Here is a 21,590-nt window from a genome sequence, read left to right on the forward strand (position 1 = left end):
GGTCCGGCCCCACGCTCGCGCGCAGGGCCGGACCGCGTCAAGCCGTCAGGATCGCAGGGATCCTCGTCACTCGCTCGGGACGGTGATGGAGCCGTCCACGATCTGCTTCTTGTACTCGTCCAGCTTGCTGGCGATGTCGTCGACCTGGCCACCGGTCTTGGAGTAGCCGACGCCGTCGACCTTGAGGTCGTAGACGGTCGGGCCGGTCGGCGCCTTGCCGTCGGCGACACCCTGCAGGTAGGAGAACACGGCGACGTCGATGTTCTTGAGCATCGAGGTCAGGATGACGTCGCGCACGGACGGGTCGGCCGTGAGGGCCTGGTCGGAGTCGACGCCGATCGCCTTCGCGTCGGCGTCCTTCGCCGCCTCGAAGACACCCGCGCCGGAGCCGCCGGCCGCGTGGTAGACGATGTCGGCGCCCTTGTCGAACATGCCCTCGGCGGCCGTCTTGCCCTTGGCCGGGTCGCCGAAGCCGCTGAAGTCCGGCGGCTGCGTCAGGTAGCGGCTCTGGATCTTGATGTCGGGGTTGACGGCCTTGGCGCCCGCCTCGTAGCCGACCTCGAACTTCTTGATGAGCGGCGTCTCGACGCCACCGACGAAGCCGATGTTGTCGGACTCGGTCTTCAGCGCCGCAGCGGCGCCGACGAGGAAGGAGCCCTGCTCCTCGGCGAAGAGCAGGTTCGCGATGTTGTCGCCCTCGACCGCGTCGTCGACGATGGCGAAGTTGACGTCGGGGTTCTCCTTGGCGATCTTGCCGACCGCGGAGGAGTAGGCGAAGCCCACAGCGATGACGGGGTTGTAGCCCGCGTCGACCAGCTGCTGGAGGCGGCCCTCACGCGCCGACTCGGCCTCGCCGTCCTGCGCCTCGGCGGTCTGCACCTCGAAGCCCAGCTCGCACTCGGCCTTGTCGAGGCCCTTGGCGGCGGAGTCGTTGAACGACTGGTCACCGCGACCGCCCACGTCGAAGGCCATGCCGACCTTGGTGTCGACCTTGGCGACGCAGTCCTTGCCGCTGGCGCTGCTGTCCTCGCTGTCGGTGCTCTTCTTGGCGCAGCCCGCACCAGCGAGCACGAGCACGGCCACACCGGCGACGGCGGTGACCTTCGTGAGACGACGCAATGTTCCTCCTCGAGACTTCGCCGGCGAGCCCGGCACGCCTGCACCCTAACCGCGCACAGGGTCCCGCGGGAGGGCCTCGCGTCGATTGCCCCGGGCCGTAACCGGATCGTCACCTTGCCGGGTCGGGGCGGTGCGCTAGTGCAGCGTGGAGCAGGCCAGGACCTTCGCGCCGACCGCGATCGCGCGCTCGTCGATGCGCAGGTTGCCCTGGTGCAGGTCGTACGTCGGGCCGTCCGGCGTGCGGGTGCCGAGCCGCCCCATGGCCCCCGGCACGGCCTCGACGTACCAGGCGAAGTCCTCCCCGCCGAGGCTCTGGCTCGTGGTGGCGACGGCGGCGGGTCCGATGGCGTCGGAGACGGCACGACGCAGGACCTCGGTGACGCCGAAGTCGTTGACCACGGGTGGGACGCCGCGCACGTAGGTCACGTCGGCGCTGACGCCGAACGGCTCGATGATGTCGGCGATGAGGCCGCGGACGAGGTGCTCCGCCTGGTGCCACGCTGCGGAGTCGAGCATGCGCAGCGTGCCGCTCAGCTCACCGGTCGAGGGGATGACGTTGGGCGCGTTGCCCGCGCGGACGGCGCCCCACACGAGGCTCGCGCCGGAGCGCGGGTCGAAGCGGCGCGAGAGCACGGCGGGCAGCTGGGTGACCAGGCTCGCGAGCGCGTAGGTGAGGTCCTCGGTGAGGTGTGGACGCGACGTGTGCCCACCGCGACCGGAGAGGGTCACCTGGATCCGGTCGGACGCGCCGGTGATCGGGCCCTCGCGCAGGCCGACCTGGCCGACGTCGAGCGAGGGGTCGCAGTGCAGCGCCACGATGCGTGAGACGCCGCGGAGCACCCCGGCGGACAGGAGCCGCAGCGCACCACCGGGCATGACCTCCTCGGCCGGCTGGAAGATCAGCCGCACCCGGCGGGGCAGGCCGCCGGACTGGTGGAGCTCCTGCAGCGCCACCGCGGCGCCGACCAGTGCGGAGACGTGGACGTCGTGGCCGCAGGCGTGGGCGACGCCGGGGACCGTGGAGCGCCACGGGTCGGAGGTGGTGTCGTCGACGGGCAGCGCGTCGAGGTCGGCGCGCAGGGCCACGATCGGACCCTCCTCGGGGCCGACCTCGGCGACCAGCCCGGTGCCCTCGAACCGCTCGTGGGCGAGACCCAGCTTGTCCATCCACCCGGCCACCACGTCGGTGGTGCGCTCCTCGTGCCACGACAGCTCGGGGCTGGCGTGCAGGTCGCGGCGCAGCTCGATCAGGTCGGGCGTGACGACCTCGATCGAGCGGGCGATGGCTTCGACGGACATTCGGCCAGGATAGTCCCGCCCGGCAGGTCCCGCGGGAGGTGTCCGCGGAGGACGCGTCGGGTGCGGTGGGGGCGCAGCCGGGTGCGGGGTCCGCGTCAGGGTCAGGAGAGGGCGCGGCGGATCGAGTCGACCGTCTCGTCGGCCAGCCGGTCCAGCGGCCGACGCAGGACGAGCGGCGCGAGCTGGTGCAGCGGGAACGGGAAGTCGAACTGCGCCCGGTAGTGCACCTGCGTGGCGGTGTCGTCGACGGGCGTGAACGACATGACGTCGGTGGCGGTCGTGCGCCCGTTCACGCCCTTGCACGCGAAGAACGCCGGCGGGTCGAAGCCGACCGTCTCGTACGTGAGGGTGACGGTGCGCCCCATGAACCGGGACCGGTTCCTGTAGCGGGTGCCCATGCCCCCGTCACCCGACAGGCGCGTCGTCTCGATCGTGCCGGGGTCCCAGTGCTCGGTGTTCTCGAAGTCGCTGAGGAAGGCGAAGACCTCCTCGACCGGCCGGGGCAGGGTGAAGGTGCGCTCGACGTCCATGCTGCGAGCGTAGGCGAGCCACGAGCTCGGCGACGTCGCGGCGCTGGATCTCACGCCCTCGCGCGTACAGCAGCAGGGCGACGGCCACGCCCAGCAGCGACAGGGCTCCGCCGCCGATCAGCGTCCACCGGGCGCCGAACGTCTCCCCCACCCAGCCGATGAACGGGGAGCCGAGCGGCGTGCCGCCCATGAAGATCATGAGGTACAGCGCCGCGACGCGGCCGCGCATGACCGGCTCGGTCGTGATCTGGATCGTGGCGTTGGCGGCGGTGATCATCGTGAGCGCGCAGAGGCCCAGCAGCGGGAGCACGAGCGCGTAGGTGAGGTAGTCGGGCATCAGGCCCGCGACGATCTCGACGACGCCGAACGCGATGGCCGCGCCCACCACGAACCGCAGCCGTGGACGCTCACGTCGGGCCGCCAGGAGCGCACCGGCCAGCGATCCGATCGCCATGACCGAGCCGAGGATGCCGTACTCCCCCGCGCCCTTGTCGAACACGTCGGTCGCCATGAGCGCGCTGGTCATCTGGAAGTTCAGGCCGAAGGTGCCGACCGCGAACACGATGGACAGGACCAGCACGAGGTCGGGCCGGGCGCGCACGTACCGCACGCCCTCGCGCACCGCACCCTTGCGGCTGCCCATGACGGGGGCCGGGGAGAGCCGGGCGGGGTCGAGCCGCTGCAGCGAGGCGATGACGGCCAGGTAGCTGACGGCGTTCGCCAGGATGACCCACCCCGTCGCCTCGACGCCCGACCCGCCGGCGGCGATGAGCAGGCCCGCGAGTGCCGGACCGATCATCCGCGCGGAGTTGAACGAGGCCGAGTTGAGGCCGACGGCGTTGGAGAGGTCGTCGGGTCCGACCATCTCGACGACGAACGACTGGCGGGCGGGCGCGTCGAAGGCGGTGCCCACGCCGAACACGAACGCGAGCACGTACACGTGCCAGGCCTGCGCGGCACCGGTGACGGCGAGGACGCCGAGGATCGCGGCGGGCACGGCCATGGCCACCTGCGTGCAGCGCAGCACCGTCCGCTTCGGGTACCGGTCGGCGACCACCCCGGCGACCGGCGACAGCAGCAGCGCGGGCAGGAACTGCAGCCCGGTCGTGATGCCGAGGGCGGTGCCGCTGGAGGTCAGCTGGAGGACGAGCCAGTCCTGCGCGACGCGCTGCATCCACGTGCCGACGTTGGAGACGAGGGCTCCGGCGGCGTAGACCCGGTAGTTGCGGACGTGCAGGGCGCGGAAGGTGGGGCTCACGACTCGGTGATCCGGGTCAGGATCGCCGACGCCTCCCGCAGCAGGGCCCGCTCGCGGGCGTCGAGCTCGGCGAGGCGCTGGTGCAGCCAGGCGTCGCGACGGCGGCGCTCCTCGGCGAGCGTCTTCTCGCCGAGGTCGGAGAGGCTGACGACGACCTGGCGGCCGTCCTGGGGGTGCGGCGACCGCTCGACGAGGCCGTCCTCGGCGAGGCAGTTCAGGGTGCGGGTCACGCTGGGGGCGCTCACGCGCTCACGGGCGGCGATCGACGACGGCGACGTCGGGCCCAGCTGGCGCAGCGTGCCCAGCACGGACAGCTGCGTCGGGGTCAGGTCGGAGTGCCGCTCCTGCCGGAGCCTGCGGTTGAGTCGGGCCACCGCCAGCGCGAGGTTCTGGGAGTCGGTGGGCATGTCCTTAGCGTAGGTCATTAACCATGCTAATTCAAATCTGCAACCATCTGCGTCGGGCTCGACGAGACGGACGCCGGAGCCCCTCGTCGGTGGGTCGGCAACCCCAGGAAGCGGCCTGCGGTTGAGGATCCACCGATGGAGGGGTCGGGGCTGCGTCGGCGCGGGTGGTCGTGGCCCTGCGTCTGGAGCGGCCTCGACGGGGCAGGGGCCCTGGCGTGACCGAGCACGCCGGAGCCCCTCATCGGTGGGTCAGCAACGCCAGGAGGCGACTTGCGGTTGAGGATCCACCGATCAGCGCGGTGCCGGGCGCTGCGGTTGCAGATCCACCGATGGAAGGGCTTCGAGCACGGCGCGTAGGCGCGTCGGGCGGTGAGTTCTCCACTGAAAGCCCGCGAGCGGTGGAGAAGTCACCGCTCGGGGGCACGGGGCACCCGGCGGCCCGAACACGACCGCCCGCCACCCCCGGAGGGGTGACGGGCGGTCGAGGGGTGGTGCGTCAGGCCTGGCCGGCGGCCAGCGCCCCGAGCAGGTCGCGGTTGAGGCGCGAGATGACGTCGAGCGGGATGCCCTTGGGGCAGGCCGCCGTGCACTCGCCGATGTTGGTGCAGGAGCCGAAGCCCTCCGCGTCGTGCTGGGCGACCATGCTGGCCACGCGCGACTCGCGCTCCGGCTGGCCCTGCGGCAGCAGGCCCAGGTGGGTCACCTTGGCCGCGGTGAACAGCATCGCCGAGCCGTTCGGGCACGCCGCGACGCAGGCACCGCAGCCGATGCAGGTCGCCGCCGCGAACGCGTGGTCGGCGTCCTCCTTCGGCACCGGGAGGTTGTTGGCCTCCGGGGCCGAGCCGGTGTTGACGCTGATGTAGCCGCCGGCCTGGATGATGCGGTCGAACGCGCCGCGGTCGACCACGAGGTCCTTGACGATCGGGAACGCGCCCGCGCGCCACGGCTCGATGTCGATGACGTCGCCGTCCTTGAACGAGCGCATGTGCAGCTGGCACGTCGTCGTGACCTCGGGACCGTGCGCGATGCCGTTGATGACGACACCGCACGACCCGCAGATGCCCTCACGGCAGTCGTGGTCGAACGCGACCGGCTCCTCACCGGCGAGCGTGAGCTGCTCGTTCAGCACGTCGAGCATCTCCAGGAACGACATGTCCTCGGAGACGTCGTCGAGGTGGTACCCGACCATCTCGCCCTTCGCGTCGGCGTTCTTCTGACGCCAGACGTTGACGGTGATCTTCACTTGCAGCTCCTGTTCACTTGTACGACCGGGCCTTCATCTCGACGTACTCGTACTCGAGCGGCTCCTTGTGCAGGATCGGCTTCTCGCCGCCGAACTCCCACGCCGCCACGTAGGCGAAGCGGTCGTCGTGGCGCAGCGCCTCACCGTCCTCGGTCTGGCTCTCGGCGCGGAAGTGACCGCCGCACGACTCCTCGCGGTTGAGCGCGTCGATGCACATCAGCTCGCCCAGCTCGAAGAAGTCGACGACGCGGCCGGCGCGCTCCAGGGTCTGGTTCAGCTCCTCGGCCTCACCGGTGACCTTCACGTTCTTCCAGAAGTCGTCCCGCAGCTCGCGGATCAGGCCGATGGCCTTCGTCAGGCCCTCCTCGGTCCGCTCCATGCCGCAGTACTCCCACATGATGTGGCCGAGCTCCTTGTGGTAGCTGTCGACCGTGCGGTTGCCGTCGACGGCCAGCAGCTTCTGGATGCGCTCCTCGACCGCCTGACGGGCCTCGAGGACGGCCGGGTGGTCCTCGGGGACCGGCTCGAACGGGCCCGCCGCGAGGTAGTTCGCGATCGTCGTCGGCAGCACGAAGTAGCCGTCGGCGAGGCCCTGCATCAGCGCCGAGGCGCCGAGGCGGTTGGCGCCCTGGTCGGAGAAGTTCGCCTCGCCGGTGACGAAGAGACCCTCGAGGTTGCTCTGCAGGTCGTAGTCGACCCAGAGGCCGCCCATGACATAGTGCACGGCCGGGTAGATGCGCATCGGCTCGGTGTACGGGTCCTCGCCGGTGATCCGGGCGTACATGTCGAAGAGGTTGCCGTACTTCGCCTCGACGGCCGGACGGCCCATGCGCTCGATGGCGTCGGCGAAGTCGAGGTAGACGCCGAGGCCGCCGGGGCCGACGCCCTTGCCGTCGTCGCACTGGTACTTCGCGGCGCGCGAGGCGATGTCACGCGGCACCAGGTTGCCGAAGGCGGGGTAGATCCGCTCGAGGTAGTAGTCGCGCTCGTCCTCGGGGATGGCGCGCGGGTGGCGGTCGTCGCCGGCCTTCTTGGGCACCCAGATGCGGCCGTCGTTGCGCAGCGACTCGCTCATCAGCGTCAGCTTCGACTGGTAGTCGCCCGAGACGGGGATGCAGGTCGGGTGGATCTGCGTGTAGCAGGGGTTGCCGAAGTAGGCGCCACGACGGTGCGCACGCCAGGTGGCCGTGACGTTGCAGCCCATCGCGTTGGTCGACAGGAAGTAGACGTTGCCGTAGCCGCCGCTCGCGAGCACGACGGCGTCGGCGGTGTGCGACTCGATCTCGCCGGTGACCATGTCGCGGACGATGACGCCGCGGGCCTTGCCGTCGACCATGACGAGGTCGAGCATCTCGTGGCGGGTGTGCACCTCGACGGTGCCGGCGGCGACCTGGCGCTCGAGCGCCTGGTACGCGCCGATGAGGAGCTGCTGGCCGGTCTGGCCGCGCGCGTAGAACGTGCGGGAGACCTGCACGCCGCCGAAGGAGCGGTTGTCGAGCAGGCCACCGTACTCGCGGGCGAACGGGACGCCCTGCGCGACGCACTGGTCGATGATGTTCACCGACACCTGCGCGAGACGGTAGGAGTTGGACTCGCGGGAGCGGAAGTCGCCACCCTTGACCGTGTCGTAGAAGAGCCGGTAGACCGAGTCGCCGTCGTTGCGGTAGTTCTTCGCCGCGTTGATGCCGCCCTGGGCCGCGATCGAGTGCGCACGGCGCGGGCTGTCCTGGTAGCAGAAGCTCGTCACGTGGTAGCCGGCCTCGCCGAGCGTGGCAGCCGCGGACGCGCCCGCCAGGCCGGTGCCGACGACGATGATCTTGATCTTGCGGCGGTTGGCCGCGTTGACCAGCTTGGCGTCGAACTGGCGCTGCTCCCAGCGTCGCTCGATGGGACCGGACGGCGCCTTGGTGTCGTGGATGTCCTCGCCGTGCTCGATGAACTGCTCGGCTGCCCCGGTGGGGGTGTAGGTGTCACTCATCAGGAACCAGCTCCGAAGAAGAAGACGGCGAAGGGGACGATCAGGAAGCCACCGGCGATGACCACCGAGAGCACCCAGGACGCGATGGTGATGACGGAGTCCTTGCGGGTGCTGCTGCGGTTCTGGCCGAGCGTCGTGAGGGCGCTCCAGAAGCCGTGCCACAGGTGGAAGCCGACCGCGACCAGACCGATCGTGTACAGCAGGACGACCCACCAGATCTCGAACCCGTTGACCACGCGCTCGTACTTGCTGTCCGACGCTCCGCCGGGGGCGAGCCAGTTCGGCAGCATCTGGGCGAGGTGCCCGATGATGAAGAGCAGCAGGATCACGCCGCCCCAGCGCATCGTGAACGACGCGTAGGAGCGCTGGATGCCGGTGCGGTTCTGCTTGGAGTGGTAGCGCTTGCCGCCGGTGTAGCCCGCCGCCACCTTGTTGCGCCGCCAGAGCGTGACCGCGCAGTAGACGTGCGCGACCAGCGACACGAGGAGCACCACGCGGAGGATCCACAGGGCGCCGCCGTGCGGCAGGTAGGGGTAGAAGATGTTCTCCAGGCCCTCCAGGTAGGAGTCGAAGAACTCCTTGCCCTCGAAGAACTTGAGGTTGCCGTACATGTGGACGAGCAGGTAGCCGAGCATGATCAGCCCGGACACGGCCATCGTGTACTTGAGCACGACGGTCGACCTGCGCGCCGACGCGCGAGTCAGAGTAGTGGCCACGATCCGACGTTAACGCGATTCTTACCTAGGCGCTAAGTCATCATGAGGCCAACCTTCATAGCCTGCGGCTATGGAGGAGTAGGGTGGAGGATGTGCAGTTCCAGCAGCTCTCCTACTTCGTCGCGGTCGCCCGCACGCGCAACTTCACCCGGGCGGCCGCCGAGGTCGGCGTCGCCCAGCCGAGCCTGTCCAAGCAGGTCCGCGTGCTGGAGAACTCCCTCGGCACGCCGCTGTTCGTGCGCCAGCCCGGCGGCATCGAGCTGACGAGCGCCGGCGAGGCGCTCCTGCCCCACGCCGAGCGCATCCTCATCGACGTCGAGTCGGCCCAGCGGGCCGTCCACGAGGTGGCCGGCCTGCGGCGGGGGCGGGTCCGCCTCGGCGCCACCCCGTCCATCTGCGACGGCCTGCTCCCGGAGGTCCTGACCCGGTTCCACGAGTCGCACCCGTTGATCGAGCTGGAGGTGCACGAGAGCGGGTCGCGCGTGCTCACCCACGAGCTCGCCCAGGGCCGGCTCGACGTCGCCCTGCTCATCACGCCGCTGTCCGAGGAGCGACCCGACCTCGAGACCGTGCTGCTGCGCCGCGACCGGCTCGTGCTCGCGGCGCCCGTCGACGACGTCCTGCCCGACGCGGTCGACGTCGGCGCGCTGCGCGACCTGCCGCTCGTGATGTTCCGCACCGGCTACGACCTCCGCGAGACCACGCTCGCCGCCTGCGCCGCCGCCGGGTTCACGCCCCAGGTCTCGGTCGAGGGCGGGGAGATGCTGTCCGTGCTCCGCTTCGTGGAGGCCGGGCTCGGGTACGCGGTGGTGCCGGAGATGGTGCTGGCGAACCGCCCAGCGCTGCGTCCCGTGGCCCTGCGCAACCCGACGCTCGACCGGCACATCGCGCTGGCCCACCGTCGCGACACCCTCCAGCTCGCGGCGCTCGCGTTCCACGACGAGCTGCTGCTCTCGCTGCAGGAGGGCGTGCAGCCCTGACGGGCGTCACCGACCCGAGCGGCGGACGTGCTCCTCCACGACGACGCCGGACTCGAACGGGCGCAGCCGGGTCGGGGTGAAGCGGGTCGCCTCGACGTCGACCCTGCCGAAGAGCGGGATCCCGGCGCCGAGCACCACCGGATGACGCTTCAGGACGAGCCGGTCGATCTCCGGGAGCAGCGCACCGGCCAGCTCGCCTCCGCCGCACAGCCAGACGTCGAGACCGTCGGCTGCCTTGAGGTCGCGCACGCAGGCCAGCGGGTCGCGCACGAGCGAGATCGCCGGGTCCACCGTCCGCCCGCGGCGGCTGGCGACGACCTGGCGCAGGTGCGGGTAGGGGCTCGCGATGCCCGCGTCGAGCGCCGGCAGCAGGGTGTTCCACCCCATGACGACGGTGTCGAAGCGCGTCCTCGGCGGCAGGGTGCCCAGCGCGGCGTGCGCGTGGGCGGGGAGTGCGTCCGCGTACTCCTGCAGCACGACCGCGTCGTGGTCGCCGCCGACCATGAACGCCTCGAAGCCGCCCGCGGTGTCGGCGATGAAGCCGTCGATGCTGACGGCCACGTAGTAGACGAGCTCTCGCACCGTTCCCCCTATCACGACATCTGTCGTGGTCAGAGTACGACAGATGTCGTGGTCGCGCTAGGGTGGCCCCATGCCTCGCAACGACGACCGACGTGCCGCGCTCGCCGACGCCGGGATCCGCGTGCTCGCGGAGCAGGGGGCGCGGGGCCTGACGCACCGCGCCGTCGACGCCGCCGCGGGCACGCCGGTCGGGACCGCCTCGAACTACTTCCCGCGCCGTGACGACCTCGTCGCCGCACTGGTCCACCGCATCGGCCGACGACTCGCGCCCTCCCCCGAGGCCGTCACGCCGCGGGACGGCGTCCAGGCCGACCGCGCCCTGTTCGCCGCCTACGTCCACGACGTCGTGCGACGACTCCGCGCCGACCCGCACGTGGCGCTGGCCCTGTTCGAGCTCCGGCTCGAGGCGGCTCGCCGGCCGCACGTCGCCGCCACCCTCGGCGCCTGGCGGCAGCGCGCGTTCGAGGACGACGTCGCCTTCAACACGGAGGCCGGGCTCCCTGGCGGACGCACCGAGCTCGCCCTGCTCCACCACGCCGTCGACGGCCTGGTGCTGGACCAGCTCACGGTCCCGCTGGACACCGGCGTGCCGCTCGAGGCCGCGGTCGACGAGCTGGTGGACCGGATCCTGCGCTGAGGCGGGCCGGAACGGGTCGGGGTCAGTCGACCCGCGGTCCCTGGAGCGCGAAGGTCCGGTGCGTGGACCACCCCTCGCCCTCGCGGTGCAGGTAGAGGGCCACCTCGGTGACCTCGAAGTCGCAGCCGAAGTCCTCGAGCGTCGCGTAGGCGTGGTCGAGGGCGGTGTCGTCGAGGTGGTGCGCCACCGTCACGTGGGGGTGGAACGGGAACAGCGGCTCGGGCGCGTCGAGCGCCGCGCGCAGGTCGGCCGCCAGGACGCCCGCCTCGGCGATCCCCCGGCTGACCGCCACGAAGACGACCGGCGACACGGGCCGGAACGTGCCGGTGCCCCGCAGCGTCACCTCGAACGGCGCCGTCCGGTCGGCCACGTGCTCGAGCCGCGCCGCGAGGTCGTCGAGCCCCTCCTCCGTGACCTGGTCGGGCGGCAGCAGCGTGATGTGGCTGGGGATCTGCGCGGCAGCGGGGTCGCCGAACGACGCGCGGTGGGCGCGCAGCTGCTCACCGAACGGCTCCGGGACGGCGATCGCCACACCGAAGGTCAGCGCCCCGTCCTGCGACGGCACGCCCTCCACGCACGGGTCAGACACCGCGGACGAGCCCGACCTTGTCGTACACGTCCACCACCACCGGCGCCGCGACCTCACGGGCCCGGCCGGCGCCCGCGGCCAGCACGCGGTCGAGCTCGGCGGGATCGTCGAGATAGGCGCGCGTGCGCTCGCCGAAGCCGGCCACGAAGTCGGCCACGACGTCGCCCAGCTCGACCTTCAGGTGTCCGTACTGGCGCCCCTCGAACCGAGCCACGATCGCCTCGACGTCCTCGCCGGTGATGGCCGAGAAGATCGTGAGCAGGTTGGAGATCCCCGGCTTGGTCTCCGGGTCGAACACGATCTCGCTCCCGGAGTCCGTGACCGCCGAGCGGATCTTCTTGCGCGCGCGGGCAGGGTCGTCGAGCAGGTCGACGATGCCGTTGGGGCTGGACGCCGACTTGCTCATCTTCGACGTCGGGTCCTGCAGGTCGAGGATGCGTGCCGTGCCCTTCACGATGTAGGGCTCCGGCAGCCGGAAGGTCTCGCCGTAGTGATGGTTGAACCGCTGCGCCAGGTTGCGCGAGAGCTCCAGGTGCTGGCGCTGGTCCTCACCCACCGGGACGTGGTGCGGGTTGTAGAGCAGGATGTCGGCGGCCTGCAGGATCGGGTAGGTGAAGAGCGCGACGTTGGCGTTCTCCTCGCCCCGCCGACCGACCTTGTCCTTGAACTGGGTCATCCGGCCGGCCTCGCCGAAGCCCGTCAGACCGTTGAACACCCACGCGAGCTGGGTGTGCTCCACGACCTGGCTCTGGCAGAAGAGCGTCGACCGCTCGACGTCGACACCGGCTGCCAGGAGCTGCGCGACGGACGCGTAGGTCCGCTGACGCAGGAGCGAGGGGTCAGGACGCTCGTTCAGCGAGTGCAGGTCCGCGATGAAGTAGAAGGCGTCGTGGTCCTCCTGGAGCCCCACCCATTGCCGCAGGGCCCCGAAGTAGTTCCCGAAGTGGAACGAGTCGGCCGTCGGCTGGATGCCGGACAGCGAGCGTGGACGGGTGCTGCTGGACATGCTGTGCATTGTGCCAGTGGCTCCTCGCGGGACAGGTCCTAGGCTCGGGGCCGTGGACGACGTACGCACGTGGCAGGTTCCGGGTCGGGTCAACCTCGTCGGGGAGCACCTCGACTACAACGGCGGCCCCTCGGTGCCGTTCGCGATCGACCGCTTCCTCACGGTGAAGGTCCGCCGCCGTGACGACGACGCGGTCAACGTCTGGAGCACGCTGCCCGACGGCACGCGCGAGCGCGCCACCTTCGGCATCGGCGTCGCACCCGACGACGGCACGGTGTCGGCCGACGACTGGGCCGCCTACCCCGCGGGAGCGGTGTGGGCGCTCGGGACCGTGGGCCCGCTGCCGGGCGTCGACCTGGTGCTGGAGTCGACGCTGCCGCTGGGCTCGGGACTCTCCTCGTCGGCAGCGCTCACCGTGGGCGTCGTCTCGGCCCTGGCCGACGTGGCCGGCCTCGACGTCGCGCCGCTGCAGGTGGCCCGTCTCGCGCAGCGCGCTGAGAACGACTTCGTGGGTGCGCCCACCGGGCTCATGGACCAGCTCGCCGTCACGTTCGGCCGGGCGGGCGAGGCGGTCGTCACCGACCCGCTCTCCGACGACGCCCCGGCCCGCGTGCCGTTCGACCTCGCCGCCGCCGACCTCGCACTCCTCGTCATCGCGACCGGTGTCGACCACTCGCACCGCAGCGCCCCGGCGGCCCAGGGCTCCGCACCCCTGCCGGGCGGCGGGTACGGCGAGCGTCGCGCGGAGTGCGAGCGCGCCGCAGCCGAGCTTGGTCTCGACCACCTCGCGAAGGCCGGGCTCGACGCGCTCGTGCGCCTCGAGGACCCGGTGCTGCGTCGCCGCACCCAGCACGTCTTCACCGAGACCGCGCGGGTCAAGGCCGCGCTGCGGACGCTCGGCGAGGCCGACTTCGAGCAGCTGGGCACCATCCTCACCGCGTCGCACGTCTCGCTGCGCGACGACTTCGAGGTCAGCTGCGCCGAGCTCGACGTCGCGGTCGAGGCGGCCGTCGAGGGCGGGGCCCTGGGCGCCCGCATGACGGGAGGCGGGTTCGGCGGGTCCGCCATCGCCCTCGTCCCCCAGACCAAGGCGCGCGCCGTGCGAGAGCTCGTCGAGCAGCGCTACGACGCCCTGGGGTGGAAGGCGCCGGAGGTCTTCGCCGTCCGGCCCGCAGCAGGAGCCCACCGCACCGCCTGACGCGGCGGTGCGACACTGGGCGCGTGACCGCCCGCCGCATCGCGTACCAGGGAGAGCCCGGCGCCAACTCCCACATCGTCTGCCAGCAGCACCACCCCGACGCCGAGGCCGTGGCCTGCGCGTCGTTCGAGGACGTGTTCGCGGCGGTCACCGGCGGCGACGCCGACCTCGCCATGATCCCGATCGACAACTCGATCGCCGGCCGCGTCGCCGACATCCACCACTTCCTCCCGACGTCCGGTCTGCACATCGTGGGCGAGCACTTCCTGCGCATCCAGTTCATGGTCATGGGGGTTCCCGGCACGACGCTCGAGACGGTCCGCACCGTGCACAGCCACGTGCACGCGCTCGGCCAGTGCCGCAAGATCATCGGCCAGCACGGCTGGGTCCCCGTCGTCTCCGGCGACACCGCAGGGGCCGCGCGGGAGATCGCCGAGGCGGCCGACGTCACCTCCGCCGCCATCGCGCCACCCCTCGCGGCCGAGATCTACGGCCTCGACATCCTCGCCGCCGACGTCGAGGACGAGGACCACAACACCACGCGCTTCGTGGAGCTGTCCCGCGAGCCGGTGCGCGCCCCCCAGGGCGCGGGTCCCGTCGTCACCACCTTCATCTTCAACGTCCGCAACCTCCCCGCCGCCCTCTACAAGGCGCTCGGCGGGTTCGCCACGAACGGCGTCAACATGACGAAGCTCGAGAGCTACATGGTCGGCGGGGAGTTCACCGCCACCCAGTTCCTCGCCGAGGTCGACGGGCACCCCGACGACCCGCACGTGGCACGGGCCCTGGAGGAGCTCGGCTTCTTCACCACAGAGACCCGCGTGCTCGGCGTGTACCCGGCCGACCCGTTCCGTGCCCAGCAGCGCTGAGGTCGCGCCTGTCCACAGGTCGACGACGAAGCCCTTGGTCGCGGGCGCGCACCCGCAGTAGCGTGGCCGCATGACCCCGCCGGACCGTGTGAGCCAGCTGCGCAACGACGTCGACGACCTGTACGAGATCGTCTCGGAGATCCGTTCGACCGTCGACGGTCACACGGGCACCCTCGCCGGACACACGCAGACCCTGGACGAGCACACCCGGACCCTCGCCGACCACACCCGCATCCTCGCCGACCACACCCGCATCCTCGACGAGCACACCCGGACCCTCGCCGACCACACCCGCATCCTCGACGAGCACACCCGGACCCTCGACGAGCACACCCGGACCTTGGACGAGCACGGCGGCAAGCTCGACGAGATCCTCGACATCCTGCGCGCGCGGTGAACGGCCTGCCGTTCCCGCTGTCGGTCCCGGTGCTGACCGACGGCGTCGTCACCCTGCGCGCGGCCACCCCGGCCGACATCGAGGCGATGTGGGAGATGACGCAGGACCCCGACATGCAGCGGTGGACCGCCGTGCCGATCCCGAACACGCGCGAGATGAGCGAGCAGTTCGCCCTGCACGTCGGCGCTCGCGCCTGGGACGAGGGCACCGCCCGCATGTGGGTCGTGGAGGCCGAGGACGACGACGGACGTCCGCGCTTCGCCGGGAACGTCGACGTGCGCGGCGGCCCCGTCGCCGACATCGGCTTCACGCTCCACCCGTGGGCGCGGGGTCGGGGCATCATGACCGCCGCCGTGCGGCTCGCCGTCGGCCACGGCTTCACCGAGGCCGGGATCGAGGCGGTGCACTGGCGGGCCCACGTGGGCAACGAGGCATCCCTACGGGTCGCGCACGCCTGCGGCTTCGAGCTGGTCGGCACCGCGCCCGCCCTGCTGCACGAGCGTGGCCGCACCCTCGACGCCTGGACGGCCGTGCTGCGCTTCGGCGACGCGCCCTACGCCCGCCGGCCGTGGCAGGACGCACCGAGGCTCAGGACCGACCGCCTGCGGCTGCGACCGCTCGTGGAGACCGACGCGCACCGCGTGGCGCAGGCGTGCTCCGACCCGACCACCCGGCACTGGCTGCGGTCACTGCCCCATCCCTACACGCACGAGGTGGCCCGCGCCTTCGTGGCCGACTGCACGTGGCGCGCCGCCACCGGGGAGAAGATCACCTGGGCCGTGGCCGACCCGGTCTCCGACGACCTCGTCGCCCTCGTGACGCTCATGCACCTCGGCGGCGTGAACCCCGGCACGGCCGAGGTGGGCTACTGGGCGCACCCCGACGCGCGGGGTCGCGGACTCGTCGCCGAGGCCGTCGAGGCGGTGACGCGCTGGGCGTTCTCGCCCGACGGCCCCGGACTGCACCGACTCAGCCTGCTGGCCGCCGCGGGCAACGTCGCCAGCAACCGCGTGGCCGAGCGGTCCGGCTTCCGCCGGCTCGGGGTCGAGCGTCAGGCCGAGATGCTGGGCGACGACACGCTCGACGACCTCGTCTCCTACGACCTGCTGGCCAGCGAGCGGCGGTAGCGGACCCGCGGCCCGGGCGGGACCGGCTGCGATCGGCGCAGGTCCCGAGCGTCACCCGACGGCTCGGGCGAGCCCGGGTGAGACGTCGGCCACTGGTGCTGCTTCTGTCGGCGCACGACGGCACACTGGTTGCGTGACCCAACTGAGCGAGCCGCAGCAGCCCGGCGCCACCTCCTCGACGACGTCGTCCCCCTGGCCCGCCCTCTGGGCGATGGTCATCGGGTTCTTCATGATCCTCGTCGACAACACGATCGTGTCGGTCGCGACGCCGGCGATCATCGAGGACCTGCGCACCGACTACAACAGCGGCATCTGGGTCACGAGTGCCTACCTGCTCGCCTACGCGGTGCCCCTGCTGGTGACCGGCCGCCTCGGCGACCGCTTCGGCCCCAAGAACGTCTACCTGCTGGGCCTGACGATCTTCACCCTCGCCTCGCTGTGGTGCGGCCTGACGGACTCGATCGGCGGGCTCATCGCGGCTCGTGTCGTCCAGGGGGTCGGGGCGTCCCTCCTCACGCCGCAGACCATGGCGGTCATCACCCGCACCTTCCCGGCGGCCAAGCGCGGCAGCGCCATGGCCCTCTGGGGAGCCACCGCGGGTGTCGCGACGCTCGTCGGGCCGATCCTCGGCGGCGTGCTCGTCGACGCCGCCGGCTGGGAGTGGATCTTCTTCGTCAACATCCCGGTCGGCCTGATCGGCTTCGTCCTGGCCGTGCGCCTGGTCCCGGTGCTCGAGACGCACGCCCACACCATCGACTGGCTCGGCGTCGCGCTCAGCGCAGCCGGCATGTTCCTGCTCGTGTTCGGCATCCAGGAGGGTGAGCGGTACGACTGGGGCACCATCACCGGACCGATCAGCGTCCCCCTGCTCATCGCGCTCGGCGTCGTCGTGCTCGGCCTGTTCGTCGCCTGGCAGGCGCGGGTGCGCCGCGAGCCGCTCGTGCCCCTCGGACTGTTCCGCGACCGCAACTTCTCGGTCGGCAACGTCGCCATCGCGATGGTCTCCCTCGCCATCACCGCCATGAGCCTGCCGTTCATGTTCTACGCGCAGGGCGCCCGCGGCTGGAGCCCCACGGAGTCGGCGCTCTTCATGACGCCCATGGCGGTCGTGCTCCTGCTGCTCTCCCCCGTCGTGGGCAAGCTCTCCGACCGCGTCCACCCCCGCCTCCTGACGCTGGTGGGCTTCGGCACCGCCGCCGTCGCCATGCGGTGGCTCGGGAGCCTGGTCGACCCATCGACGCCGGCCTGGCAGCTGCTGCTGCCGATGGCCCTGTTCGGCGTGTCGAACGCGTTCCTCTGGGCGCCGCTCAGCGCCACGGCCACCCGGAACCTGCCGATGTCGTCGGCCGGTGCCGGCGCCGGCGTCTACAACACGACGCGCCAGGTCGCTGCGGCCCTGGGCAGCGCCGCCGTCGCCGCGCTCATCGGGTCGCGCCTGGCCGCGAACGGGCTGCAGGGCGACGCGTCCGCGTTCCAGTCGGCGACCGGCGGGTCCGGATCGATGCCTGCGCCGGTGGCCGAGGCCTTCTCCCGGGCGATGTCCGAGGCCTTCTGGCTGCCGGCCGCCGCCTTCGTCGTCGGGCTGGTCGTCGTGCTGCTCTTCGAGCGCCCCCGTCACCAGGGCGTCGCGCCGGCGACCGCCCCCACGCAGGCCGCACCCGCTGCCTAGACTGCGGCGGTGACCAGCACCCACGTCCTGACGCTGTCCTGCCCCGACCGGCCGGGACTCGTGTACGCCGTGACCCGGTGGATCCACGAGACCGGCGGCAACATCCTCGACTCCCAGCAGTACACGGAGCAGCCGGCCGACGACGGGTCGGGCGAGTTCTTCCTGCGCCTGCACGTCGACTTCGGCGAGGACGCGCGGACGGCCGCGCTGGCCGACGGGTTCGAGCAGGTGGCCGCGGAGCTGGCCATGGACTTCCGGCTCGTGGAGGCGGAGCGGCCCGCGCGCACGCTCGTGATGGTCTCCAAGGAGGGCCACTGCCTGAACGACCTGCTCTACCGGCAGAGCTCCGGCACCCTCAACATCGAGGTGCCCGCCGTGGTGTCCAACCACCGCGACCTCGAGCGGCTCGCCGACGCGTACGACGTGCCGTTCCACCACCTGCCGGTCACCCGCGAGACGAAGGCCGACGTGGAGGCCGAGGTGCTCCGGCTCGTCGAGGCCCTCGACGTCGACCTCGTGGTGCTCGCGCGCTACATGCAGATCCTCAGCGACGACCTCTGCCGCGCGCTGGCCGGGCGGGCCATCAACATCCACCACAGCTTCCTGCCCAGCTTCAAGGGAGCGCGGCCCTACCACCAGGCCCACGCGCGCGGTGTCAAGCTCATCGGCGCCACGGCGCACTACGTCACGGCCGACCTCGACGAGGGCCCGATCATCGAGCAGGGTGTCCAGCGCGTCGACCACCGCATGGGCCCGGCCGACCTCGCGCGCGCCGGTCGCGACGTGGAGGCCCAGACGCTCTCCCGCGCCGTGCGCCTGCACGCCGAGTCACGCGTGCTGATGAACGGTCCCCGCACCGTCGTCTTCGCCTGACCCGCCGCGGCCGGCCCGCGGGGGACGCAGGATTCTGCGTCTGCGCGCTGGAGGCCGAACGCTTCTGCGTTCACGACGGGATCCCGTAGCGAACGCAGCATCCTCGACCCTGCCGCGCATGAACGCAGAACCTTGCGTCCCACAGCGCGGGCGACCACGCCGAGCGACGGCCGAGGTGCCGGCCACCCCACCACCCCCGTCTCACTCAGCGACCCCAAAGTCCACATGATGAGACCTGCGTGCGCGGCGGCGTCGGACGCCTACGGTCGTACCTCGACGCACCACGGCCCCGGAGGGTGCGCCCGACCCCGAGGACGACCCCATGACGACGCTCCGCCGCCGACTGACGACCGCCGCCGCTCTCGCGGCCGCCTCCGCCCTGGTGCTCAGCGCCTGCGGCTCGGGGGGATCCAGCAGCGACGAGACGATCAAGATCGTCGGGTTCGCGGTCCCCGAGGCGGCCAACAAGGCGATCGCCGAGAAGTTCGAGGAGACGCCCGAGGGCAAGGGTGTCTCGTTCAAGACCTCCTACGGGGCGTCCGGCGACCAGAGCCGCGCCGTGGCCGACGGCCTGCCCGCCGACTACGTGCACCTGTCCGTCGCGACCGACGTCGACCGTCTCGTCGACGCGGGCCTGGTCGACAAGACCTGGGACGACGGCCCCAACCAGGGCATCGTGTCGACCTCGGTGGTCGTGCTCGGCGTCCGCAAGGGCAACCCCAAGAACATCCAGGGCTGGGACGACCTGATCAAGCCCGGCGTCAAGATCGTCACGGCCAACCCCGCCTCCTCCGGCGCGGCCCGCTGGAACGCGCTCGCCGCGTGGGGCAGCGTGACCAGCCAGGGCGGCAGCGACGCCGAGGCCACCGCGTACGTCGACAAGCTCTTCAAGAACGTCGTGTCCCTGACGAACAGCGGACGCGACGCCACCCAGAGCTTCCTGGGCGGCACGGGCGACGTCCTGCTGGCCTACGAGAACGAGGCCATCCTCGCGAACCAGAACGGCGAGGGCTTCGACTACGTCATCCCCGACACCACCGTGCTCATCGAGAACCCGGGTGCCGTCCTGAAGAAGCACGTCCCCGCCGCGGAGCCCTGGCTCGACTTCGTGCTCGGCGAGACCGGCCAGCGCGAGTTCGCGCTCAAGGGCTTCCGGCCGCTCAGCGAGGAGCAGCCCGGCGTGGCCGACCTGTCCGCCGTGGGCCTGAAGGCGTCCGACATCAAGGGGGCGGCCGACGCGTCGGACCCGTTCCCGAAGGTCAAGAACCTCCTCACCCTCGCCGACGACTTCGGCGGGCACGACTGGAGCGGCGTGAAGGACAAGCTCTTCGGCGACGGCAAGGACGGCGCGCCCGTCGGCATCGTCACCGACGCCATCGCGAAGTCCGGCAAGGCCTCGCAGTAGCCGACCCCACCCGCCCCGACGACCTCCAGGACGGCATGACCTCCACCGCACCGGCGCAGCGCCGGCCGGCACGATTCCGGCCGGCGCTGCCGAGCACCCTCACCCGCACGTCCGGGCTCGGCCTCGGCATCTCGATGCTGTGGTTCAGCCTGCTCGTCCTCATCCCGCTCTGCGCCGTCGTCGTCACCGCGTCGGAGGGCGGCTGGTCGAACTTCTGGCGCGCCATCACCAACGCGCAGACCCGCTCGGCCATCGTGCTGACGCTCGAGGCAGCGGTCGCCGTGACCGCCGTCAACGTGGTCGTCGGCACCGTGATCGCCTGGGTGCTCGTCCGCGACCGCTTCCCCGGCAAGGGCGTGCTCGAGGTGGTCATCGACATCCCCTTCGCCCTGCCGACCATCGTGGCCGGGCTCGTGCTGCTGTCGCTCTACGGCAAGGACGACAGCCCGCTCGGGATCAACGTCGCGAACTCGGGCGCGTCGGTCTACCTGGCGTTCCTCTTCGTGACGCTGCCCTTCGTCGTCCGCATGGTCCAGCCCGTGCTGGAGGAGCTCGACCTCGAGGTGGAGGAGGCGGCAGCGTCGCTCGGCGCCAGCCGCTTCACGACGTTCCGTCGCGTCATCCTGCCCAGCCTCGTCCCGGCCATCACCGCCGGCGCGGCGCTCTCGTTCGCGCGGGCCGTCGGCGAGTACGGGTCGCTGGTGCTGCTGTCGGGCAACCTGCCCTTCACGTCCGAGGTGGCGTCGGTGCGCATCCTCAGCGCGATCGAGAACGACAACCCCGAGGCGGCGGCGTCGATCGCGACCCTGCTGCTGCTCGTCTCGCTGGCGACGATCGTCGTCCTCGACCTGCTGCAGAGGAGGATCAGCGACCGTGGCTGACCTCAGCACCACCCGCCGCACCCGCGGCCCGGTCACGTACCTGCTGCGCGTCGTCGCCGTCGTGTACCTCGCGCTGCTCGTGGTGTGGCCGGTCGCGCTCGTCGTGACCAACACGTTCGCCGACGGCCTGACGTCGTTGCGCGGCCTGTTCGAGGACCCCGACATGGTGGCGGCGCTGCAGCTCACCGCCGTCGCCGCCCTGTGCGCGACGGCCATCAACCTCGTGTTCGGCGTCAGCATGTCGCTCCTGCTGGTGCGCACCGAGTTCCCCGGCAAGCGTCTGCTCAGCGCGGCGCTCGACCTGCCGCTCTCGGTCTCGCCGATCGTCATCGGCCTCGCCCTCGTGCTCGTCTACGGCGGGCGCGGCGGCTGGTTCGGCCCGACGCTCGAGGGCTGGGGCTTCCAGGTCATCTTCTCCACGCCCGGCATCGTCATGGCCACGGCATTCGTCTCGCTGCCCCTCGTCATCCGCGAGGTGGTGCCGGTGCTGCGCGAGATCGGCACCGAGCAGGAGCAGGCCGCCCGCAGCCTCGGCGCCAACGGCTGGCAGACGTTCTGGCGGATCACCCTGCCGGGCATCCGCTGGGCGGTCGTCTACGGGGTCGTGCTGACCCTCGCCCGCTCGCTCGGTGAGTTCGGCGCCGTCAAGGTCGTGTCGGGGAACGTGCTCGGCGAGACCCGGACCGCCACGCTGGCCGTCGAGGAGAAGTACCTCAACTTCGACGTCGAGGGCGCCTACGCGATCGCGTTCCTGCTCGCCAGCGTCTCCGTCGTCTGCATCGTCGTCGTCCAGGTCCTGCGCTCCCGCGCGGACCGCCACTGAGAGG

22 protein-coding genes are annotated in these 21,590 nt (G+C 71.5%); 11 read left to right on the top strand and 11 right to left on the bottom strand.

Features of this window, described 5'->3' with window-relative positions; genetic code table 11:
* Window positions 1-66: 66 nt before the first annotated feature.
* The 8 genes from AC3WRM_RS10050 to AC3WRM_RS10085 form a co-directional block, all read right to left on the bottom strand.
* Window positions 67-1,155 carry a BMP family lipoprotein gene (locus AC3WRM_RS10050; RefSeq protein WP_492270922.1) on the bottom strand — a complete coding sequence of 363 codons (1,089 nt, stop codon included), beginning with the start codon at window positions 1,153-1,155 and terminating at the stop codon, window positions 67-69.
* A gap of 99 nt (window positions 1,156-1,254) precedes the next feature.
* Window positions 1,255-2,418, bottom strand: coding sequence for an amidohydrolase (locus AC3WRM_RS10055; RefSeq protein WP_492248165.1), 1,164 nt, complete (start codon window positions 2,416-2,418; stop codon window positions 1,255-1,257).
* 101 nt (window positions 2,419-2,519) lie between these two features.
* Window positions 2,520-2,924 (bottom strand): SRPBCC family protein, encoded by a 405-nt coding sequence (locus AC3WRM_RS10060; protein WP_492248234.1) that lies wholly within the window; start codon window positions 2,922-2,924, stop codon window positions 2,520-2,522.
* Window positions 2,824-4,206 (bottom strand): MFS transporter, encoded by a 1,383-nt coding sequence (locus AC3WRM_RS10065; RefSeq protein WP_492248164.1) that lies wholly within the window; start codon window positions 4,204-4,206, stop codon window positions 2,824-2,826. The genes AC3WRM_RS10060 and AC3WRM_RS10065 overlap by 101 nt, the downstream gene beginning before the upstream one ends.
* On the bottom strand, window positions 4,203-4,613 hold the full coding sequence (locus AC3WRM_RS10070; protein ID WP_492248163.1) for a MarR family transcriptional regulator: 411 nt from the start codon (window positions 4,611-4,613) through the stop codon (window positions 4,203-4,205). The genes AC3WRM_RS10065 and AC3WRM_RS10070 overlap by 4 nt, the downstream gene beginning before the upstream one ends.
* A gap of 496 nt (window positions 4,614-5,109) precedes the next feature.
* Window positions 5,110-5,856: a succinate dehydrogenase/fumarate reductase iron-sulfur subunit gene (locus AC3WRM_RS10075; RefSeq protein WP_253021960.1), complete on the bottom strand. Its 747-nt coding sequence runs from the start codon at window positions 5,854-5,856 to the stop codon at window positions 5,110-5,112.
* Between the two features lie 13 nt (window positions 5,857-5,869).
* Window positions 5,870-7,834 (bottom strand): fumarate reductase/succinate dehydrogenase flavoprotein subunit, encoded by a 1,965-nt coding sequence (locus AC3WRM_RS10080; RefSeq protein ID WP_492248162.1) that lies wholly within the window; start codon window positions 7,832-7,834, stop codon window positions 5,870-5,872.
* Entirely contained in the window at window positions 7,834-8,550 is a 717-nt protein-coding gene (locus AC3WRM_RS10085) for a succinate dehydrogenase cytochrome b subunit (RefSeq protein ID WP_492248161.1), read from the bottom strand. The genes AC3WRM_RS10080 and AC3WRM_RS10085 overlap by 1 nt, the downstream gene beginning before the upstream one ends.
* Window positions 8,551-8,633: 83 nt before the next feature.
* Between AC3WRM_RS10085 and AC3WRM_RS10090 the strand changes: the two genes are divergently transcribed.
* The gene (locus AC3WRM_RS10090; protein WP_492248160.1) at window positions 8,634-9,530 is read left to right on the top strand and encodes a LysR family transcriptional regulator; all 897 of its coding nucleotides are present in this window, start codon (window positions 8,634-8,636) and stop codon (window positions 9,528-9,530) included.
* A 6-nt stretch (window positions 9,531-9,536) separates the two neighbouring features.
* On the opposite strand, the gene AC3WRM_RS10095 is transcribed toward AC3WRM_RS10090, so the two are convergent.
* Window positions 9,537-10,112 carry a dihydrofolate reductase family protein gene (locus AC3WRM_RS10095; RefSeq protein WP_492248159.1) on the bottom strand — a complete coding sequence of 192 codons (576 nt, stop codon included), beginning with the start codon at window positions 10,110-10,112 and terminating at the stop codon, window positions 9,537-9,539.
* Between the two features lie 70 nt (window positions 10,113-10,182).
* Between AC3WRM_RS10095 and AC3WRM_RS10100 the strand changes: the two genes are divergently transcribed.
* Window positions 10,183-10,749, top strand: a complete 567-nt coding sequence (locus AC3WRM_RS10100) for a TetR/AcrR family transcriptional regulator (RefSeq protein WP_492248158.1) — start codon at window positions 10,183-10,185, stop codon at window positions 10,747-10,749.
* A 22-nt stretch (window positions 10,750-10,771) separates the two neighbouring features.
* Here AC3WRM_RS10100 and AC3WRM_RS10105 read toward each other — a convergent pair whose 3' ends face one another.
* Both AC3WRM_RS10105 and trpS read right to left on the bottom strand, forming a co-directional pair.
* Complete coding sequence (locus tag AC3WRM_RS10105) at window positions 10,772-11,338, bottom strand: 2'-5' RNA ligase family protein (RefSeq protein ID WP_492248157.1); 567 nt, start codon at window positions 11,336-11,338, stop codon at window positions 10,772-10,774.
* Window positions 11,331-12,344, bottom strand: coding sequence for a tryptophan--tRNA ligase (gene trpS / locus AC3WRM_RS10110; protein WP_492248156.1), 1,014 nt, complete (start codon window positions 12,342-12,344; stop codon window positions 11,331-11,333). The genes AC3WRM_RS10105 and trpS overlap by 8 nt, the downstream gene beginning before the upstream one ends.
* Window positions 12,345-12,396: 52 nt before the next feature.
* Here trpS and AC3WRM_RS10115 point away from each other — a divergent pair, with 52 nt between their 5' ends.
* The 9 genes from AC3WRM_RS10115 to AC3WRM_RS10155 all read left to right on the top strand — a co-directional run bounded on the left by AC3WRM_RS10115 (window position 12,397) and on the right by AC3WRM_RS10155 (window position 21,586).
* Window positions 12,397-13,542, top strand: a complete 1,146-nt coding sequence (locus AC3WRM_RS10115; RefSeq protein WP_492248155.1) for a galactokinase — start codon at window positions 12,397-12,399, stop codon at window positions 13,540-13,542.
* 23 nt (window positions 13,543-13,565) lie between these two features.
* Window positions 13,566-14,411: a prephenate dehydratase gene (locus AC3WRM_RS10120; protein WP_492248154.1), complete on the top strand. Its 846-nt coding sequence runs from the start codon at window positions 13,566-13,568 to the stop codon at window positions 14,409-14,411.
* 70 nt (window positions 14,412-14,481) lie between these two features.
* Window positions 14,482-14,808, top strand: coding sequence for a hypothetical protein (locus tag AC3WRM_RS10125; protein WP_492248153.1), 327 nt, complete (start codon window positions 14,482-14,484; stop codon window positions 14,806-14,808).
* Window positions 14,805-15,935, top strand: coding sequence for a GNAT family N-acetyltransferase (locus AC3WRM_RS10130; protein WP_492248152.1), 1,131 nt, complete (start codon window positions 14,805-14,807; stop codon window positions 15,933-15,935). The genes AC3WRM_RS10125 and AC3WRM_RS10130 overlap by 4 nt, the downstream gene beginning before the upstream one ends.
* A gap of 133 nt (window positions 15,936-16,068) precedes the next feature.
* Window positions 16,069-17,604: a DHA2 family efflux MFS transporter permease subunit gene (locus AC3WRM_RS10135; protein ID WP_492248151.1), complete on the top strand. Its 1,536-nt coding sequence runs from the start codon at window positions 16,069-16,071 to the stop codon at window positions 17,602-17,604.
* 9 nt (window positions 17,605-17,613) lie between these two features.
* Window positions 17,614-18,477: a formyltetrahydrofolate deformylase gene (gene purU / locus AC3WRM_RS10140; RefSeq protein WP_492248150.1), complete on the top strand. Its 864-nt coding sequence runs from the start codon at window positions 17,614-17,616 to the stop codon at window positions 18,475-18,477.
* 322 nt (window positions 18,478-18,799) lie between these two features.
* Window positions 18,800-19,882: a sulfate ABC transporter substrate-binding protein gene (locus tag AC3WRM_RS10145; protein ID WP_492248149.1), complete on the top strand. Its 1,083-nt coding sequence runs from the start codon at window positions 18,800-18,802 to the stop codon at window positions 19,880-19,882.
* 35 nt (window positions 19,883-19,917) lie between these two features.
* Window positions 19,918-20,763 (top strand): sulfate ABC transporter permease subunit CysT, encoded by an 846-nt coding sequence (gene cysT / locus AC3WRM_RS10150; protein ID WP_492248148.1) that lies wholly within the window; start codon window positions 19,918-19,920, stop codon window positions 20,761-20,763.
* A complete protein-coding gene (locus tag AC3WRM_RS10155) occupies window positions 20,756-21,586 on the top strand; it encodes a sulfate ABC transporter permease (protein ID WP_492248147.1) in 831 nt (276 codons plus the stop codon). Before cysT ends, AC3WRM_RS10155 begins: the two co-directional genes overlap by 8 nt.
* Window positions 21,587-21,590: the final 4 nt, after the last annotated feature.

It is taken from the genome of Aeromicrobium sp. EU05-FHT14F07, assembly GCF_058790455.1.

Excerpts from the sequence above, each read along its gene's own strand:
- AC3WRM_RS10145 (WP_492248149.1), top strand. The coding sequence starts at position 18,800 with ATGACGACGCTCCGCCGCCGACTGACGACCGCCGCCGCTCTCGCGGCC.
- AC3WRM_RS10055 (WP_492248165.1), bottom strand. The coding sequence starts at position 2,418 with ATGTCCGTCGAAGCCATCGCCCGCTCGATCGAGGTCGTCACGCCCGAC.
- cysT (WP_492248148.1), top strand. The coding sequence starts at position 19,918 with ATGACCTCCACCGCACCGGCGCAGCGCCGGCCGGCACGATTCCGGCCG.
- AC3WRM_RS10070 (WP_492248163.1), bottom strand. The coding sequence starts at position 4,613 with ATGCCCACCGACTCCCAGAACCTCGCGCTGGCGGTGGCCCGACTCAAC.
- AC3WRM_RS10100 (WP_492248158.1), top strand. The coding sequence starts at position 10,183 with ATGCCTCGCAACGACGACCGACGTGCCGCGCTCGCCGACGCCGGGATC.
- trpS (WP_492248156.1), bottom strand. The coding sequence starts at position 12,344 with ATGTCCAGCAGCACCCGTCCACGCTCGCTGTCCGGCATCCAGCCGACG.
- AC3WRM_RS10125 (WP_492248153.1), top strand. The coding sequence starts at position 14,482 with ATGACCCCGCCGGACCGTGTGAGCCAGCTGCGCAACGACGTCGACGAC.
- AC3WRM_RS10080 (WP_492248162.1), bottom strand. The coding sequence starts at position 7,834 with ATGAGTGACACCTACACCCCCACCGGGGCAGCCGAGCAGTTCATCGAG.